This is a genomic window from Caulobacter sp. Root343 (assembly GCF_001425745.1).
Lineage (GTDB): Bacteria > Pseudomonadota > Alphaproteobacteria > Caulobacterales > Caulobacteraceae > Caulobacter.
Window position 1 is genome coordinate 769159 of sequence record NZ_LMDF01000005.1, and the last position, 15754, is coordinate 784912.

General features: G+C 70.4%; 13 protein-coding genes. 6 read left to right on the forward strand and 7 right to left on the reverse strand.

The window, feature by feature from the left end; all coding sequences use genetic code 11:
• Nucleotides 1-70: 70 nt before the first annotated feature.
• Both ASC70_RS07515 and ASC70_RS07520 read right to left on the reverse strand, forming a co-directional pair.
• Nucleotides 71-2953: a sugar-binding domain-containing protein gene (locus ASC70_RS07515; protein ID WP_056048232.1), complete on the reverse strand. Its 2883-nt coding sequence runs from the start codon at nt 2951-2953 to the stop codon at nt 71-73.
• A gap of 182 nt (nt 2954-3135) precedes the next feature.
• Nucleotides 3136-5199, reverse strand: a complete 2064-nt coding sequence (locus tag ASC70_RS07520) for an MHYT domain-containing protein (protein WP_056048234.1) — start codon at nt 5197-5199, stop codon at nt 3136-3138.
• A gap of 292 nt (nt 5200-5491) precedes the next feature.
• On the opposite strand from ASC70_RS07520, the gene ASC70_RS07525 reads away from it, so the two are divergent.
• A complete protein-coding gene (locus tag ASC70_RS07525; RefSeq protein WP_056048237.1) occupies nt 5492-6781 on the forward strand; it encodes a DUF5690 family protein in 1290 nt (429 codons plus the stop codon).
• A 1-nt stretch (nt 6782) separates the two neighbouring features.
• Nucleotides 6783-7967: a Na+/H+ antiporter NhaA gene (gene nhaA / locus ASC70_RS07530; protein WP_056048241.1), complete on the forward strand. Its 1185-nt coding sequence runs from the start codon at nt 6783-6785 to the stop codon at nt 7965-7967.
• 93 nt (nt 7968-8060) lie between these two features.
• Here nhaA and ASC70_RS07535 read toward each other — a convergent pair whose 3' ends face one another.
• Nucleotides 8061-8564, reverse strand: a complete 504-nt coding sequence (locus ASC70_RS07535) for an Lrp/AsnC family transcriptional regulator (protein WP_056048244.1) — start codon at nt 8562-8564, stop codon at nt 8061-8063.
• Nucleotides 8565-8665: 101 nt separating this feature from the next.
• Between ASC70_RS07535 and ASC70_RS07540 the strand changes: the two genes are divergently transcribed.
• The 4 genes from ASC70_RS07540 to ASC70_RS07555 all read left to right on the forward strand — a co-directional run bounded on the left by ASC70_RS07540 (nt 8666) and on the right by ASC70_RS07555 (nt 11581).
• Nucleotides 8666-9649, forward strand: a complete 984-nt coding sequence (locus ASC70_RS07540; protein ID WP_056048248.1) for a pyridoxal-phosphate dependent enzyme — start codon at nt 8666-8668, stop codon at nt 9647-9649.
• Entirely contained in the window at nt 9646-10266 is a 621-nt protein-coding gene (locus ASC70_RS07545) for a glutathione S-transferase family protein (RefSeq protein ID WP_056048251.1), read from the forward strand. The genes ASC70_RS07540 and ASC70_RS07545 overlap by 4 nt, the downstream gene beginning before the upstream one ends.
• 74 nt (nt 10267-10340) lie before the next feature.
• Complete coding sequence (locus ASC70_RS07550) at nt 10341-10727, forward strand: DUF6491 family protein (protein ID WP_197056692.1); 387 nt, start codon at nt 10341-10343, stop codon at nt 10725-10727.
• 62 nt (nt 10728-10789) lie between these two features.
• Nucleotides 10790-11581 (forward strand): YciC family protein, encoded by a 792-nt coding sequence (locus tag ASC70_RS07555; protein WP_056048253.1) that lies wholly within the window; start codon nt 10790-10792, stop codon nt 11579-11581.
• Between the two features lie 22 nt (nt 11582-11603).
• Here the strand turns inward: ASC70_RS07555 and ASC70_RS07560 are convergent, their stop codons facing one another.
• Genes ASC70_RS07560 through ASC70_RS07575 form a run of 4 tightly spaced genes read right to left on the reverse strand, consistent with a single transcriptional unit; the run spans nt 11604 to nt 15751 of the window.
• Nucleotides 11604-12491, reverse strand: coding sequence for an RDD family protein (locus tag ASC70_RS07560; protein WP_056048257.1), 888 nt, complete (start codon nt 12489-12491; stop codon nt 11604-11606).
• Nucleotides 12484-13491: a stage II sporulation protein M gene (locus ASC70_RS07565; protein ID WP_056048259.1), complete on the reverse strand. Its 1008-nt coding sequence runs from the start codon at nt 13489-13491 to the stop codon at nt 12484-12486. The genes ASC70_RS07560 and ASC70_RS07565 overlap by 8 nt, the downstream gene beginning before the upstream one ends.
• The gene (locus tag ASC70_RS07570; RefSeq protein ID WP_056048263.1) at nt 13488-14798 is read right to left on the reverse strand and encodes a DUF58 domain-containing protein; all 1311 of its coding nucleotides are present in this window, start codon (nt 14796-14798) and stop codon (nt 13488-13490) included. Before ASC70_RS07570 ends, ASC70_RS07565 begins: the two co-directional genes overlap by 4 nt.
• Nucleotides 14795-15751 (reverse strand): MoxR family ATPase, encoded by a 957-nt coding sequence (locus ASC70_RS07575; RefSeq protein ID WP_056048511.1) that lies wholly within the window; start codon nt 15749-15751, stop codon nt 14795-14797. The genes ASC70_RS07570 and ASC70_RS07575 overlap by 4 nt, the downstream gene beginning before the upstream one ends.
• Nucleotides 15752-15754 lie beyond the last annotated feature (3 nt).

Below are 15754 nucleotides of genomic sequence, written 5' to 3' on the forward strand. Positions count from 1 at the left end.
AGGAAGGCGGGTGAATTCTACTCGCGGTGAATGTGGATCGGCGCTAGCCCGCTAGCGCTATCCACCCCGGTCAGACCGCCAGGCTTCGCAGCTGCTCGGGCGAAACGCGCGCGGCGGGCCGGAAGGTCGCGCCGACCATGTAGAGTTCGAGGCTGGCGACCAGCTGCTGGCTGACCGGATCCGCCGCCTCGGCCCCGTCGACGGCGAAGCCGCAGACGATGGCGCGGCCCTTACCGACCGCGACTTCGATCACCAGGCCCAGCGGCCGGGCGGTGAACCAGTCGTCGATGACCCGGACGATCGGCGCGACGCCGGCCGGCAGCAGGTCCAGCCGCAAGGCGCCGGCGCGGTGCAGCAGGTACCACCATTGCCAGTTGCCGTGCGTCTCGGTGGGGAAGTCGGCCAGGGCGGCGTGGCGGGGATCACAGAGGACGCCCAGCGTGGTCGGCGCCTGGCCCTGGGTCCACAGGGTGTTCCAGAAGATGCTGGAGAAGCCGAGCTTGACCGGCCGCTCGGCGTGGTTGGCCACCCGCGCGGCCGGCAGGCCGATCAGCGCGTCGCCGCCCCCGGCCAGATGGTCGAGCAGGGCCTGGTCGATCCGGTCGGCCCGGCGCAGGCTCGCGGCTTGGGTCGGCCTCTCGATGCTGGCGGGATAGACCCACAGGTCCCAGTCGTTCCGCGCCACCAGACGTCCCGCCCGCCGGACATCGACTACCAGCTTGGCGGTCATCGCCTTAGGAACGGTCAGGACCGGCGCGGCCGCAAGCTCAATCGGGGCGTTGCCGACTGCGATCGTCCGGGCCGGGAAGGTTCCACTCGCCAGCGCGGCGTTCCCGCCCGAGATCCGCCACGCGATCTCCGCCCCCTCGATCGGCGCGGGGCCGAAGTGGGCGACGTCGATCGAGAACGCGAACGGCGCGCCTGACCGCGCCACGCGGGTCGGCATCCGCGCCAGGGGGACGGTCGGCCCGCAGAAGCGGCGATACTCCGCCCCCGTCACATAGCCCTTGTCGTCCCAGAAGGGATCGACCACCCCGACCAGCGCCGTGCCCTGGCCCGGGAAGTCCTGCAGGCCCAGCAGCTGGAATCCGCCCATGCCGTGGGTGCGCAGGGCGCTTTCGATGTCTTCCTTGTAGCAGAGCACCTGCAGGCGGCCCGAGGCGTGGAGGAAGTCGGCCGCGTGGCTCGCCAGGCCGTTGTCGCGCAGGCGGTCGGCGAAGATGTCGAAGTTCTTGGCCTTCAGATAGCCGGTGTATTTCGGCCGTTCGGCCAGGTTGGGATAGACGCACCACTGGCCGATCTCGTGGCTGATCACCGGGACGCGATACTTGCTGACGAAGTCGCGATAGTCGGTCCGGGTCTCGGGCGGCTTGCTGTTGATGCGCGACTTCAAGCCGTCGCCCCAGGCCTGGATGCGCGGGGTCGGCGTGACGTGGAACTGGTTGTCCTCGAGGATCGGCCAGCCCGAGCCGGAGGTCCACAGCCGCCGCGGGTCGCGCTCGCGGTAGTGGCGGACATAGGCGCCGAGGAAGGCGTCGCGCTTGGCCTCGCCTTCCGGGGTGTGGCCGCCGCCGGGCTCGTTGCCGTGGGTCATCAGCACGAACGAGGGATGGTTGCCGTGCGCGGCCAGGATCCGGTCGGTCTCGGCATGGACCCACGGGTCGACCGCCAGGCCGCTGCCGATCCGCGTCGACTGGTTGGCCCACACGGTCTCGACCTGCAGGTAGACGCCGGCCTCGTCGGCGGCGTCGAACGCGGCTTCCGGCGGGCAGTAGCTGTGGAAGCGCAGGTGGTTGAGGCCGTAGTCCTTCACCCGGCGCATGATCCGCCGCCAGCTGGCGATGTCGGTGGCGGGATGGCCGGTCAGCGGAGAGATCGCGCACTCCAGCGCGCCCCGGAACATCATGGGCCGGCCGTTCAGGGTGAAGCCGTTCGGCGTCGCCGCCAGCGCGCGCCAGCCGAAGCGGCCTTTCCAGGTCTCGCCGTTGGCCAGCCGGACCGTGACCGCGTGCAGCACCGGATCGAATTCGTCCCAGGTCCGCATCGCCGCCGCATCGGCCGGATCGGGCCGGACCACGACCTCGACCGCGCCGTCCGCGCCGGTCCAGGTCACGGTGCCGCGGGTCGCGCGGCCGGCGAAGATCACGTCGACCGTGTCGACCGTTCCGGCCCCGGCGAGCCGGCCCAGCTTGGCGCGGACGGTCAGGGTCCGCTCGGCCAGGGCGGGATAAAGGTCGACCCGCTCGATCCAGACCGGCTCGGTCGCGCGAAGCTCGATCCGGCCGGCGATGCCGTTCCAGTTGCCCTGAGTGTGGTCGGTGACGCCGTGGCCGTTGTGGCCGATCTCGACGATCATCCGGTTGTCGACGCGGATCGTCAGGCGGTGCTTGCCCGGCTGGACCACGCCCAAGTCGTAGCAATGCGGCACGTGCAGCGCGTCGCCGCGGCCCAGCGCGCGTCCGTCGATCCAGACCCGGGTCTCCCAATGGGGACGCTCGAGAAACAGCTCCACCCGCTTGCCCCGCCACGAGGCCGGGATGTCGATGTCGCGCTGGTACCAGGCCGGGCCGCGATACCAGCTGTCGGGCTGCAGGAAGAACGGGACCTTGAAGTCGTCGGCGGCGCGATAGCGGGCGTAGCCGGGGGCGTTGAAGAACGACCGGTCGTTGACGTCGCCCGTCCACGGCGTGGCCAGCCCCACCGGCTCGCCGACGCCTTGCCGCTCCAGGCTGCCTGGCAGGGTCAGCGTGTCGGTCAGGACGCGGTCGAACCAGCGCTGGTCCAGGCCCGCGTCGTCCTTGTCCAGCGCGCGGCGCCAGGTCGCGCCGAGGTTGGCGGTTCCGCCCGCCGCGTCGGCGATGGCGGTGTCGATCAGGCCCAGGAACGGCGCGATCCCCAGCGACTGCACGAGCCGGCGGCGGCTGATCCGCCGGGAATTGATGGCGCTGTCCATGATCCGCTTCCTCCGGTCAACGCCCCGCGAAGGCTCCTCACGGCGTCTTTATGTATGATATAATTCGCATACCACGCCCGCGACAAGCGTCGACAATTCGATCTCTCGATCGAAATGCCCATAGGCTTATAAACATAAGTATTATTTATTTTGACTTCGCACAGCCGCCCGCGCCTGCGCGCTTAGACGGCCGCCGAGGCGATCCCGGCCAAAGCGGTCGGCGCGTTCAGCGATACGTCCAGTCGGCAGTCCAGCCCGTCGGGCGCGAAGACCATCCGGCTGGCGCCGCCCAGCTCGCCCTTGAGGCTGGTCTCGATCAGCCGTGAGCCGAACCCGCGCCGGATCGGCGCCCGGACCGGCGGCCCGCCCTGTTCGCGCCAGTGGACGATCAGGCGGCGTTCGCCGTCGGGCTGCAGCAGGAGCCGCCAGGAGACCTGCACCATCCCGGTCGCCGCCGACAGCGCCCCGTACTTGGCCGCGTTGGTGGCCAGCTCGTGAAACACCAGGCCCAGGGCCACCGCGAACCGCGGCGACAGGTCAACGACCGGTCCGTCCACCCGGATCTGTTCGGGGGCGTAGGGCGCGAGTTCCTGACCGAGCAGCTCGCCCAGGCTGACCCGCTTCCAGCCGCTGCGGTTCAGCAGGTTGTGGGTCTGAGACAGGGCGACCAGCCGCGCCTCGAACTTGTCGCGGAAGTCCTCGGGCGAGTCGGCCCGCCGCGCCGTCTGGGCGGCGATCGACTGCACGGTGGCCAGGGTGTTCTTGACCCGATGGTTCAGCTCGTTGATCAGCAGGCGTTGCTGCTCCTGGGCGCTCATCGCCTCGGTGACGTCGACATTGCAGCCGGTGTGGCCCAGGAACACGCCGTCCGAGTCGAAGCGGGGCGTGCCCTCGCAGCGCAGCCACAGGGTCTGGCCCTGGCGATCGGTGACCCGGGCGAAGATCATGAAGCCGCGCTGCCGCACGACGGCCTCGGTGAACTCCCGGTGGAAGCTCGGGCGGTCCTCGGGCCGGATCGCGCCGGCCCATCGGGGTCCTGGCATCTCCTCGTGCGAACGCCCGAACAGCACCTGGTAGTGGCGGTTGACGAAGACCGTCCGCCCTTGCGCGTCGGTCATCCAGATCAGCGCCGGGGCGCTGTCGGCGATCAGCCGGAAGCGATCCTCGCTCTCGGCCACGGCGGCGAAGGCGGCGTGGCGATCGGTGACGTCCATCACCACGCCGATCATGCGCGTGGGCCGACCGCGCGCGTCGCTGATCGCCCGTCCCCGGACATTGATCCAGCATACCTGGCCGTCAGGCCGCACCATGCGGTACTCGGCGTCGTAGTCGACATGGTCCGCCAAGGCCTGGGCCAGCTGGGCCTCGCGCCGCTCGCGGTCGTCCGGGTGGACGGCGGCCGCCCAGTCGGCCTGGCTCAGGGGCGCGTCGGGCGCGACGCCCACGATCTCGCGCCCGCGGGCCGAGACGTGCAGCGCACGATGGGGCAGGGCCAGCTCCCAATAGCCGACCCGGCCGGCGTCGAGCGCGCTCAGCACGTCCAGCCGACGGTCATAGAGCGAGGCCGCCAGGGCCAGGAACAGGATCACCAGGGCGCCGGCCGCGACGGCGAAGGCCAGGACCAGCGGCGGCACGCCCGAGGGCTCCGAAACATGGACCTCCACCCGCGTCAGGCGCAGGGCGGCCATGGCCGTATAATGCATGCCGACGATCGCCGCGCCCAGCAGCCCGGCCGCGACGGCGCGCCAGAGCATCGAGCGCTCACCGCGCGCGGCGACCAGGGCCGCGGTCGAGGCGCCGACCGCGATCAGCAGCGAGAACGCCACCAGACGCGGATCATAGCCTAGCGACACGGCCGTCCGCAGGGCGGCCATGCCGACATAGTGCATCAGGCAGATGCCCGCGCCCATGAACGCGCCGGCCACGGCCACCCGCCGCCACGGCGCGCCGGCTTCGGCCGCGGTGAAGAACGCGCCGCCGGTGGCCAGGACCGCCACGGCCAGGGACAGGGCGGTCAGCGGCGGATCGTAACGGACGGGCGCGCCGGGATCGAAGCCCAGCATGGCGATGAAGTGCATCGACCAGATGCTGGCGCCCATGGCGAAGGCGGCCACGCCCAGCCAGACGGTGCGGGCCCGGCCGACATGGGTGCGGACACGCCGGAAGAGGTCCAGGGCGGTCCACGAGCCTAGAACAGCGACCAATAGAGAAAGCAGCACGAACGCCGGTTGATGAAGGTGCTGCATACCGATCCTGCCCCGGCCCCGAGCTTGGTCTGGCCGAATACGAATGCCAATGGAAAATCGCGGTTCCATCCCCACGGTGGGGCTCGAATCTTAGCTAACCGGAACGCCGGGCCGCCAATATTTGCCCAATGTCCCGCATGACTTGCCCTCACGCCGCATTTCTCGCGAAAGACGATCTCGGAACGCCCGTCTGGAATGGCGACGAGATCGGTGGACGCGCGCCCGACTTCGATTGCCCCGGCCGAAGGAAGCGGGCTAGCTGAAGGCCGGTAGAGGGACGGAACAGCACAGCATGAACGCCATAGCCGACGCGGTCGTCCCCAAGGGTCGGGTCACCCGCTTTCTGACGACGGCTCCGCCCTGGCTGTTCGCCCTCTACGGCGGCCTGTCGTCGTTCGCCGTCTATTTCGCCATGTTCGGCTATCGCAAGCCGTTCACGGCCGCCGCCTTCGTCCATCCGGACGGCTGGCCGTTCGCCTTCGACTTCAAGATCGCCCTGGTGATCGCCCAGGTGGCCGGCTACGCCACCGCCAAGTTCATCGGGGTCAAGGTGATCTCCGAGATGCAGCCGCACCGGCGGGCGGTGGCCATTCTGACCCTGATCTTCGGGGCCGAGATGTCGCTGCTGCTGTTCGGCATCCTGCCCACCGTCATCGGGCCGATGGCCCTGTATCTGAACGGCCTGTGCCTGGGGATGATCTGGGGCCTGGTGTTCGGCTTTCTCGAGGGCCGCCGCCTGACCGAGGTGCTAGGGGCCATGCTGTGCGCCAGCTTCATCCTCTCGTCGGGCGTGGCCAAGTCGGTCGGCAAGATGCTGTTGCTGTCGAATGTCGACGAGCGCTGGATGCCGGCCGTGTCGGGCCTGATCTTCGCGCCGTTGATGCTGGTCGCCGTGATCGCCCTGGCCCAGCTGCCGCCGCCGACCCCGCAGGACGAGGCCGAACGCGTGCGCCGCGCGCCGATGGGCGCCAAGGACCGCGCCGCCCTGTTCGCCGCCCACGCTCCGGCCCTGATCCTGCTGATCGCCGTCTATGTGATCCTGACCGCCCTGCGCGACTTCCGCGACAACTTCTCGGCCGAGATCTGGGCCGAGCTGGGCTTCAAGAACGCCGCCTCGATCTTCACCCTGTCGGAGCTGCCGGTGGCGGCGATCGTGCTGGCCGGCCTGGCCGCCCTGATGGGGGTCAAGGACAACCGCCGGGCCGTTGCCTTCAACATCGGCTTCGTGGCCCTGGGCTTTGTCTTGCTGGGCGCCTCGACCCTGGCCTATCAGCTGCACGTGCTGCCGCCGGTCTGGTGGATGGTGCTGGCCGGGGCCGGGCTCTACATGGGTTACACGCCGTTCAACGCCATGCTGTTCGACCGGATGATCGCCGCCACCGGCAAGGTCGGCACGGCGGGGTTCCTGATCTATGTCGCCGACTCGTTCGGCTATATCGGCAGCATCTCGCTGCTGCTGGTGAAGTCGTTCGCCAAGCTGAACATCGAGTGGGGCCAGTTCCTGGCCGGCGGGGCTTATGTCGCCTGCGGCCTGGGCCTGGTCGGACTGTTCTTCGCCAACCGCTTCCTCAGGACGCTCTGACATGGCCTTGCGGATCATCAGCCTGAGAGCGCGGCAGGCGCTGAGCCAATTCCTGAAGGACGAGGCGGCCGGCGGCTATGTGCTGATGGCCGCCGCGGCCCTGGCGCTGGTCGTCGCCAACTCGCCTTTGGCGCCCGCCTATTTCAAGGCCCTGGACCTGCACTTCGGCTTCGCCCTCGGCCCCATGCATCTGGACGAGAGCGTCCTGCACTGGATCAACGACGGGCTGATGGCCCTGTTCTTCCTGCTGGTCGGGCTGGAGATCAAGCGCGAGGTGCTGGACGGCCAGCTGTCGCGGCCCGCCGACGTGCTGCTGCCCGGGGCGGCCGCCTTGGGCGGGGTGGCGCTGCCAGCGGTCATCTACCTGGCCTTCAATGCCGGCCATCCGGCCAGCGTCGCCGGCTGGGCGATCCCGTCGGCCACCGACATCGCCTTCGCGCTCGGGGTCCTGGCCCTGATGGGGCCGCGCGTGCCGACCTCGCTGAAGGTGTTCCTGACCGCCATCGCCATCATGGACGACCTGGCGGCCATCGTGATCATCGCCCTGTTCTATACCGAGCAGCTGCACCTAGCGGCCCTGGCCGGCGCGGGCGGGGTGCTGCTGGTGCTGATCGTCCTGAACCGGCTGAAGGTCATCAGCCTCTGGCCCTACCTGCTGCTCGGCGTCGTGCTGTGGTTCCTGGTGCTGGAGTCGGGCATCCACGCCACCCTGGCCGGCGTCGCCCTGGCCCTGACCATCCCGCTGCGCCCCGGCGGCGACTGCCCGCTGCACCGGCTGGAGCACGCCCTGCACAAGCCCGTCGCCTTCGGGGTGACGCCGATCTTCGGCTTCGCCAACGCCGGGCTTTCGTTCGCCGGGATCGGCCTGGCCGCCCTGCTGGATCCCGTGCCGCTGGGCGTGGCCTTGGGTCTCTTCGTCGGCAAGCAGCTGGGCGTGTTCGGCGTCGCCTTCGGCCTGATCAAGCTGGGCTGGGCGCGCCTGCCGCGCGGGGCTTCGTTCGGTCAGCTCTACGGCGTGGCGGCCCTGTGCGGCGTGGGCTTCACCATGAGCCTGTTCATCGGCGCCCTGGCCTTCAAGGATCCGCACCTGGTCGACGAGACCAAGATCGGCGTGCTGGCCGGCTCGCTGGCCTCGGCGCTGCTGGGCATGGCGATCCTGCGGGCGGCGAAGCCGGGGAGGGAGTAGTCCGAACAAATTGTCATCCCGGACAAGCGCGTAGCGCGCAGATCCGGGACCGCAGGAAGCGCTGAGCTTGGGCGGTCCCGGCTCTCCGCTTCGCTACGGCCGGGATGACAGGGTAGGGAGATCCTCCGCTCCCACCGGCGCACTCAAACCCACCTTGGTCCGCTCCATCACCACCGATGTCCGGAAGCGCCGAACGTTGCCGTTCTCGAAGAACAGCCGGTGGGTCAGGGCCTCGAAGTCGGCCATGTCCTTGGCCAGGCAGACCAGGGCGAAGTCGCTCTCGCCGGTGACGTAATAGGCCTGCTGCACCTGCGGCTCGTCGCGGATCGCGGCGCGGAAGGCGGCCAGCTGCTCGCGCCGCTCGCGCTCCAGCTCGACCATGATCACGAAGGTCATCGGCTGGCCCACGGCGGCCGGGTTCAACACCGCGACCTCGCGCTCGATCACGCCGGTCGAGCGCAGCCGCTTCAGCCGCCGCTGCACCGAGGCCACCGACAGGCCGCACGCGTGAGCCAGGGCGTCGATGCCCAGGGTGGCGTCCCGCTGCAGCTGGTCCAGCAGAATGCGGTCGGCCTTGTCGAACGTCGAGACAGACATGATCGCTTTCGCTCACACTGAAGTTCAATTTCGGGAAACTTAGTCGACTCCTCCTCGCCAGGCGAGACAAACAGCGCGCCGATCTCCGCTAGCTTGGCGACATGACCGACGTCCCGACCTTCCGCCCCGATCCCGAAGCGCCCCGCCGCACCCTCGGCGCCCTGCCCGGCTTCGCGGCCACGCCGCTGCGCAGCCTGCTTCAGCCGAACGGGCCCACCGTACTGATCAAGGACGAGCGCGACCGCATGGGTCTGGGCGCGTTCAAGGCCGTCGGCGGGATCCACGCGGTGGCGGTGCTGCTGGACGAGATCCGCCGCGAAGATCCCGACGCGGCTCCGACCTTCGTCTGCGCCAGCGCCGGCAACCACGGCTTCGCCGTCGCCGCCGGGGCGCGGCTGTTCGGGGCCAAGGCCCGCATCCATCTCTCCCGCGCGACGCCCTCCATCTTCGTCGATCGCCTGGAGGCCGCCGGGGCCGAGGTCGTGATCAGCGACGGCCGCTACGACGACATCCTGCTGGACGCCAAGGCCGACGCGGCGGCCACGGGGGCGATCCTGCTGTCCGACACCGCCGACGGCGACCACGTCCGGCCGCCGGCCCTGGTCATGGAGGGCTACACGATCATCGCCGAGGAGCTGCGGACGGTGTTCGAGGTCTCGGGCCGCTGGCCGACGGACGTCTATCTTCAGGCGGGAGTTGGCGGCCTGGCCGGCGCGATCGCCCACATGATCCGCGCGACCTGGCGCCAGCAGCCCCGCCTCGTGATCGTCGAGCCCGACGCCGCGCCCTGCCTGGCCGCCAGCGCCCAAGCCCGCCGGCCGGTGCGGGTCGAGGGTCCGGACTCGATCATGGGGCGGCTGGACTGTAAGGCGCCGTCGGTCCTGGCCCACGCCATCCTGGCCCGCTGCGACGTCGACTACGCGACCGTCGGCGACGCCGCCGCCCGGACCGCCGCCGACCACCTGGCCTTCGCCGGCCTGGCCACCACGCCCTCGGGCGCGGCCGGCTTCGCCGCCTATCTGGCGGAGACCCTGTCGCCGGACGCCCGCCCCCTGATCTTCCTGACCGAAGGACCGCTGTCGTGAAGCTGCTCTACCAGACTCACTCGCCGTTCGCCCGCAAGGCCCTGGTCTTCGCCCATGAGGCCGGCCTGGCCGACCGCGTCGCGGTGATCCACCACGAGACCAGCCCCACCGCCCGCAACGAGACGGTCTTCGCCCTGAACCCGCTGGGCAAGGTGCCGGTGCTGATCACGCATGAAGGCGAAGCGATCTTCGATTCCGGGGTGATCTGCCAGTATCTGGACGGCCTGCACGGCGGCGTCCCACTGATCCCCGCCGACCCGGCTGCGCGCATCGCCGCCCTGCGTTTGCAGGCCGTGGCCGACGGCCTGTCGGAGGCCGGGATCCTGGTCCGCTGGGAGACCACCCGCCGCCCGCCCGAACTGCGCTATCCGGCGCTGGGCGAAGGTCATCTGGCCAAGGTGGCGGCCGGCTGCGCCTTCCTGGAGGCCAGCTTCGAACCGCGCGAGACGCCCGGCCTCGCCGAGGTCGCCATCGCCACGGCGCTGAGCTGGCTGGAGTTCCGCGCCGTGTACGCCTTCCGCTCCGACTGCCCGCGCCTGACCGCCTGGTACGACGCCTTCAGCCAGCGCCCCTCGATGCGCGCCACGGCGCTGGAAGGCGAGACCGTGGACGTCTGAAACATACCCGCCTTGAGCCAGTCACGCTTTGGCGCGAGGATAGGGATGGCGGGCGCCAACTGGAGTGGAATGACATGCGTTTGCTGATCGGATCCGCCGCGCTGTGCGCGCTGCTCGTCGCCGGGCCCGCGCTGGCCGGCGACGCGCCGAAAACCAAGTCCGACCGGTCCTGCTTCCGGTCCGACGACGTCAACGGCTTCACGGTCGTCGACGACCAGACCGTCGACGTGACGATCACCCCGAAAAACGTCTACCGCCTGACGCTGTTCGCGCCGTCGCCCGACATCGACTGGTCGCTGCGCATCGGCATCGACTCGCGCGGCCGATCCTGGGTCTGCCAAGGCTATGACGCCGACATCGTGGTGCCGGCCGCCATCACCGGCCTGCGACGCTATCCGGTGACCGAGGTCCGCAAGCTGACCCCGGAAGAGATCGCGGCCTCGAGGAAGAAGAAAGGCTGAGCCGTTGCGGCGCGCCAGGTCGCGCTCTAAGCTCGCCTCAATCTTGAGGTGAGCGGACACAGATGACGACCTTGGACGCCGTCGGCGGCACATTTGATTTCGGCCGCGTGGTGCAGCGGACCTTTCAGGTCATCGGCCAGAACCTGGGCCTGTTCGCGTTGTGCGCGCTGGTGCTGGTGGTCGCGCCCGCCTTCATCGGCACATTGATCGGACTGAAAACCCAGCTGGCGGAGCAGGCTTTCTCGCCCGCCAGCCTCCTGGGTGGGCTCGCCGCAGGCGTTGGCGGCCTGATCCTGCAGGGCATGGTGGTCCACACCGTCGTCGCGCGGCTGAATGGTCGCTCCGTGCCGTTCGGCGACTCGTTGAGGGCCGGCGCGCGCTTCATGCTGCCGCTGCTGGGCCTGGGCATTGTCCAGACACTGGGTGTGATGGTGGGCTTCGTGCTGCTGTTCGTGCCGGGGCTAATCCTGGCGGTGATGTGGGCGGTGTCGGCCCCCAGCATGGTCGTCGAGGAACGCGGCGTCTTCGAGAGCCTGCAGCGCAGTCGCGACCTGACCCGCGGCCACCGCTGGTCGATCTTCGGCCTGCTTGTCGTCTACACCATCCTGAGCATGATCGTCGGCGGCGTGGTCGCCGGCGTCGGCTTCGCGGCGGGGATGAGCGGCGTGCGCGGCGTGCCCGCGGGCCCGCTGACGACCTACACCCCGATGGTGGTGATCTCGACCTTCCTGTCGTCACTGACCAACGGCTTCCAAGGCGTGCTGGTCGCGGCGGGCGCGGCGTCGATCTATTACGAGCTGCGCACGACCAAGGAAGGCGTCGCGCCCGAACAGATGGCTTCGGTCTTCGACTGAGGCTCGCCGTCAGACGTCGCGCCTAGACGTCGTGTTTGTCGCGGCGTCGCACGCCCATCAGCAGCCGCGCCTCCAACCGCTTTCGCAGGGCCGCGTAGTAGGCGCTGAGGAAGTCGTAGTCGTCCTCGTCGGCCGCCCGGATCCAGCCGATCTTGCCGACGATGCGGTCGGCCACGGCCCGCAGGGTGCGGCGGTCGCGCTGGCGTAGGACGTCCTCCAGCACGTGCAGCTCCTTGGCCCCGTAAGCGTCCATCTGCTCGACCGTGAAGGCGTAGCGGGCCAAGCGCTGGGCGCCCTCGTCGGCCATGTCGCGGGTCAGGGCCCGCTTGGGCGTCCGCACCACCCAGGTGCCGCCGACCAGGTCGCCGACCCGCAGGCGATCGGCGTTGAACAGCGGGAACAACGCGAAGATTGCCGCCCACGCGAAGCCCAGCAGGTACATCCAGCTCTCGACCCCGCCGTCGCCGGTCGGGGCGAACAGGATGATGATCGGCAGGAACACCTCCAGCTCGCGCATGGCGTTGCGCGCGAAGATCGCCCCGGGCCGCAGCCGGCCGCCGTCGCGGGCGGCGACGCGCAGGCCCATGATCCGCTTGCCCGGCGTGGCGGCCGCCGCCGACAGCTCGAAGCCGACGAAGTAGAAATTGCGCAGCAGGAAGAAGCCCAGCAGCCAGATCACCGCCATCAGCTCCGCGCCCTTGCCCCCCATGGCCCCGATCGCGCCCAGGCCCAGCAGCAGCACCGCCAGCGAGGCGACGATCAGCACGCCGACGATGATCGCCGCGTCCAACAGGAAGGCCCCGGCCCGCTGGCCGGCGTCGCCCAGCTCCAGCCGCAGGTCGACGCCCTCGGGCGTGACGAAGGCGCGGGTCATCCTGGCTTCGAGCGGGACGGTCGCGGCCTTAGCCATCCTGGCGCGCTCCGCGTCGTCCGTAGAAATAGGCGCCCCACATCACCGCGGTGATCGCCGCCACCGCGTAGCGCGCCGGGGTCAGGGTGATCAGCTGACGGCCGAAGCCCTCCAGCAGCCCGGCCAGGAACAGCATGACCACCACCCCGCCCATGACCGTGGCCGCGTGGCGGCCGGCCTCGGCGATGGCGTCCAGGCGTCGGTCTTCGCCCGGAAAGGCCACGGCCCAGCCGATGCGCAGGCCCGCCGCGCCCGACAGCACCACCGCGAACAGCTCGGTGACCCCGTGGATCAGCAGCCACCCGCCGGCCTCGACGCCGAGGCCCCGGCTGGCGAACAGGGTGAAGAAGGCCCCCAGGGTCGCGCCGTTGTAGAGCACCAGCGCCGCGGTCGGCAGGCACAGGGCGAAGCCCAGCGCGAACGCCAGGATGGCGATCTGGGCGTTGTGGGTGAACAGGAAGGTGGCGAAGACCGACAGCCCGTCCTTGCCGCCGCTGAACAGGGTGTCGCGCAGGGCCTGGGTCGAGGCGGCCGGGTCGCGCCCGCCTGCCATCGCCTTGGGCATGAAGGCGTAATACCAGTCGGCCTCGTGGCTCACGAGCCAGGCGGCGATCACGGCCCCGACCATCAGCAGGGCGAAGCTGGCCAGGGTCTCGCGCCACAGCCCCTTGACCGCCTTGGGCCAAGCCTCGCGGAAGAAGGCGGCCAGCTGCCCCCACAGCGTCTCGCGCGCGCCATAGACGAAGAAGTAGGAGCGCGCGCACAGCGTCTCCAGATAATCGATCAGTCCTCGGTCCAGCGAGGTGGCGCGGGCCACCGACAAGGCGGACAGGGCCGAGCGGTACAGCACCGGCGCGGCCAGGATGTCCTCGTCCGACAGGTCGGCCATGCCGCCCTTCTCGGCCTTGCCGATCAGCCGTTCCAGCCGCCGCCAGTCGGCCTCGCGCTCCTGACGGAAGCGCTGGCTCTTCAGGCGGGGGTCCATCTTGACGTCGATCACAGCAGGTCCCTCCGCTTGAGGTCGACATAGGCGTTGATCAGGGCGGGACCGATCCGGGCCGCCGGAGCCTCGACGATATGGGCGCCCAGCCGGCGCAGGCGGGCCACGACCGTGTCGCGCTCGCGCAGCAGGCCGGCGGCGACCACGGCGCGCGAGACGTCGGCGGGCTCGGCCGGCGGCGCGGCGGCCATGTCCTCCAGCTCCTCGTCCTGCATGACCACGAACAGCACCAGGTGCCGCTTCAGCAGCCGGGTCGAGGCCTCGATCATCAGCTCGGCGGCGGTGGGGTCGGTGAAGTCGGTGAACACCACCACCAGCGAGCGTCGTCCCAGCTTGGTCGCCAGGGTGGTCAGGGCCAGGGTGTAGTTGGTCTCCTCGGCCGAGTAGTCGATCTTGCCCGCCGCGTGCTGCAGCTGCCGGAAGGCGTCGGCCCCGCCGACCACCCCGGTCAGCAGGCGCGGCGCCGAGTCGAAGGCGAAGAAGCCGGCCCGGTCGCCCGACCTCAGGCAGGCGTAGGCCAGGAGCAGGCCCGCATTGATCGCCCGGTCGATGCGCGGCGCCCCGCCGACCGGCTCGCACATGGCCCGGCCGCAATCCATGGCCATCACCACGTGGTGGTTGCGCTCGGTGCGGAACTCCTTGGCCAGCAGGTGGCCGTGACGGGCCGACTGCTTCCAGTCGATGGCCCGGCGGTCCATGCCGGGACGGAACTCGCCCAGCGACTCGAACTCCGAGCCCTCGCCGCGATCGATCTGCGACTTGGCGCCGATCAGGGCGTCGCGGGCCAGCATCTTCACGGCCTCCTCGCGGACACCGCGCAGGTCGGTTCCGACGGGGGTATCCAGATCGAGGGCGAAGACCTTCTGCTTCCAAGCCAGGCCCAGCGGCCCGGTCCAGCGGACCCACAGCTGGCCCAGCCGCCCCTCCCCGCGTCGCTCGGGCGTCAGGGCAAAGGCGAAGGCCGCGACGCCGGCCTCGACCTCGCTCCGGGCGAACGGGGACACGAGTCCCAGGCGCGGATCGGCTTCCAGGGCGGCCTCGGCCCGCGCTGGCGCCCTGCCCGCGAACCGCGCCGAGAACGCCGCCTGCGCCGTCCGCGCCACCGCCAGGAACGGCCGCTCGGGCGCGTCCAGGGTCAGTTTGCCGCGCGAGCCGCCGGACAGGGCGTCCAGCGCCAGGGCCAGGGCGACGGCCGCGATCCAGGCCGGACCCGTCAGCCAGCCGGCCGGCGTCAGCACGCCGACCAGCAGCGCCAGCGGCAGGCCGACGGCGGCGGCGATCACGGCGCGGCGCGTGGGATAGATCACCGGGGCGCCGCCACCCGCTCGACCAGGCCCTTCAGCACCAGGTCGACCTTGCGACCCTCGATCTCGGCGGCGGCCGACAGGACCAGGCGGTGGCGCAGGGCGGGAACGGCCAGGCTCTTGACGTCGTCCGGCACCACATAGTCGCGGCCGTCCAGGGCCGCCGCGGCGCGGGCGGCGACGGCCAGCATGGCCCCGGCGCGCGGCGAGGCGCCGGTCTCGATGTCGGTGGACTCGCGCGTGGCCCGAACCAGGTCGACGATGTAGCCGACCACCTCGTCGGTCAGTCGCACCTGGGCCACCGTCTCGACGGCCGCGTCGATCGCCGCCCGCTCCAGCACGGCCCCGACGCCGAAGGCCGCCGGATCCATCTGGCCGCTGCGCGCGCCGTGGGCGACGATGATCGCCCGCTCCTGTTCCGGGGTCGGATAGTCCAGCACGTGCTTGAACAGGAAGCGGTCCAGCTGGGCCTCGGGCAACGGATAGGTGCCCTGTTGCTCGATCGGGTTCTGGGTCGCCACCACGGTGAAGCGCGGGCTCAGCGGGTGGGAGATCCCGTCGATGGTGACGTGGCGCTCTTGCATGGCTTCCAGCAGAGCGGCCTGGGTCTTGGGCGGAGTGCGGTTGATCTCGTCGGCCAGCAGCAGCTCGCAGAACACCGGCCCGCGCGTCAGGGTGAAGATCGAAGTCTGGAAGTTGAACAGGTTGGCCCCGATCACGTCGCCCGGCATCAGGTCCGGCGTGAACTGGATGCGGCCGTAATCCAACGCAACGCTACGCGCGAAGCTCTGGGCAAGGAGCGTCTTGGCGGTGCCGGGCGGGCCTTCCAGCAGCACGTGGCCGCCGGCGAACAGCGCCACCAGCAACAGGTTCACCGCCTCGTCCTGGCCCACCACGGCCTTGCCGATCTCGGCGCGGATCCTGGCGGCCAGCGCCCCGACTGCGGCGACGTCCACGAC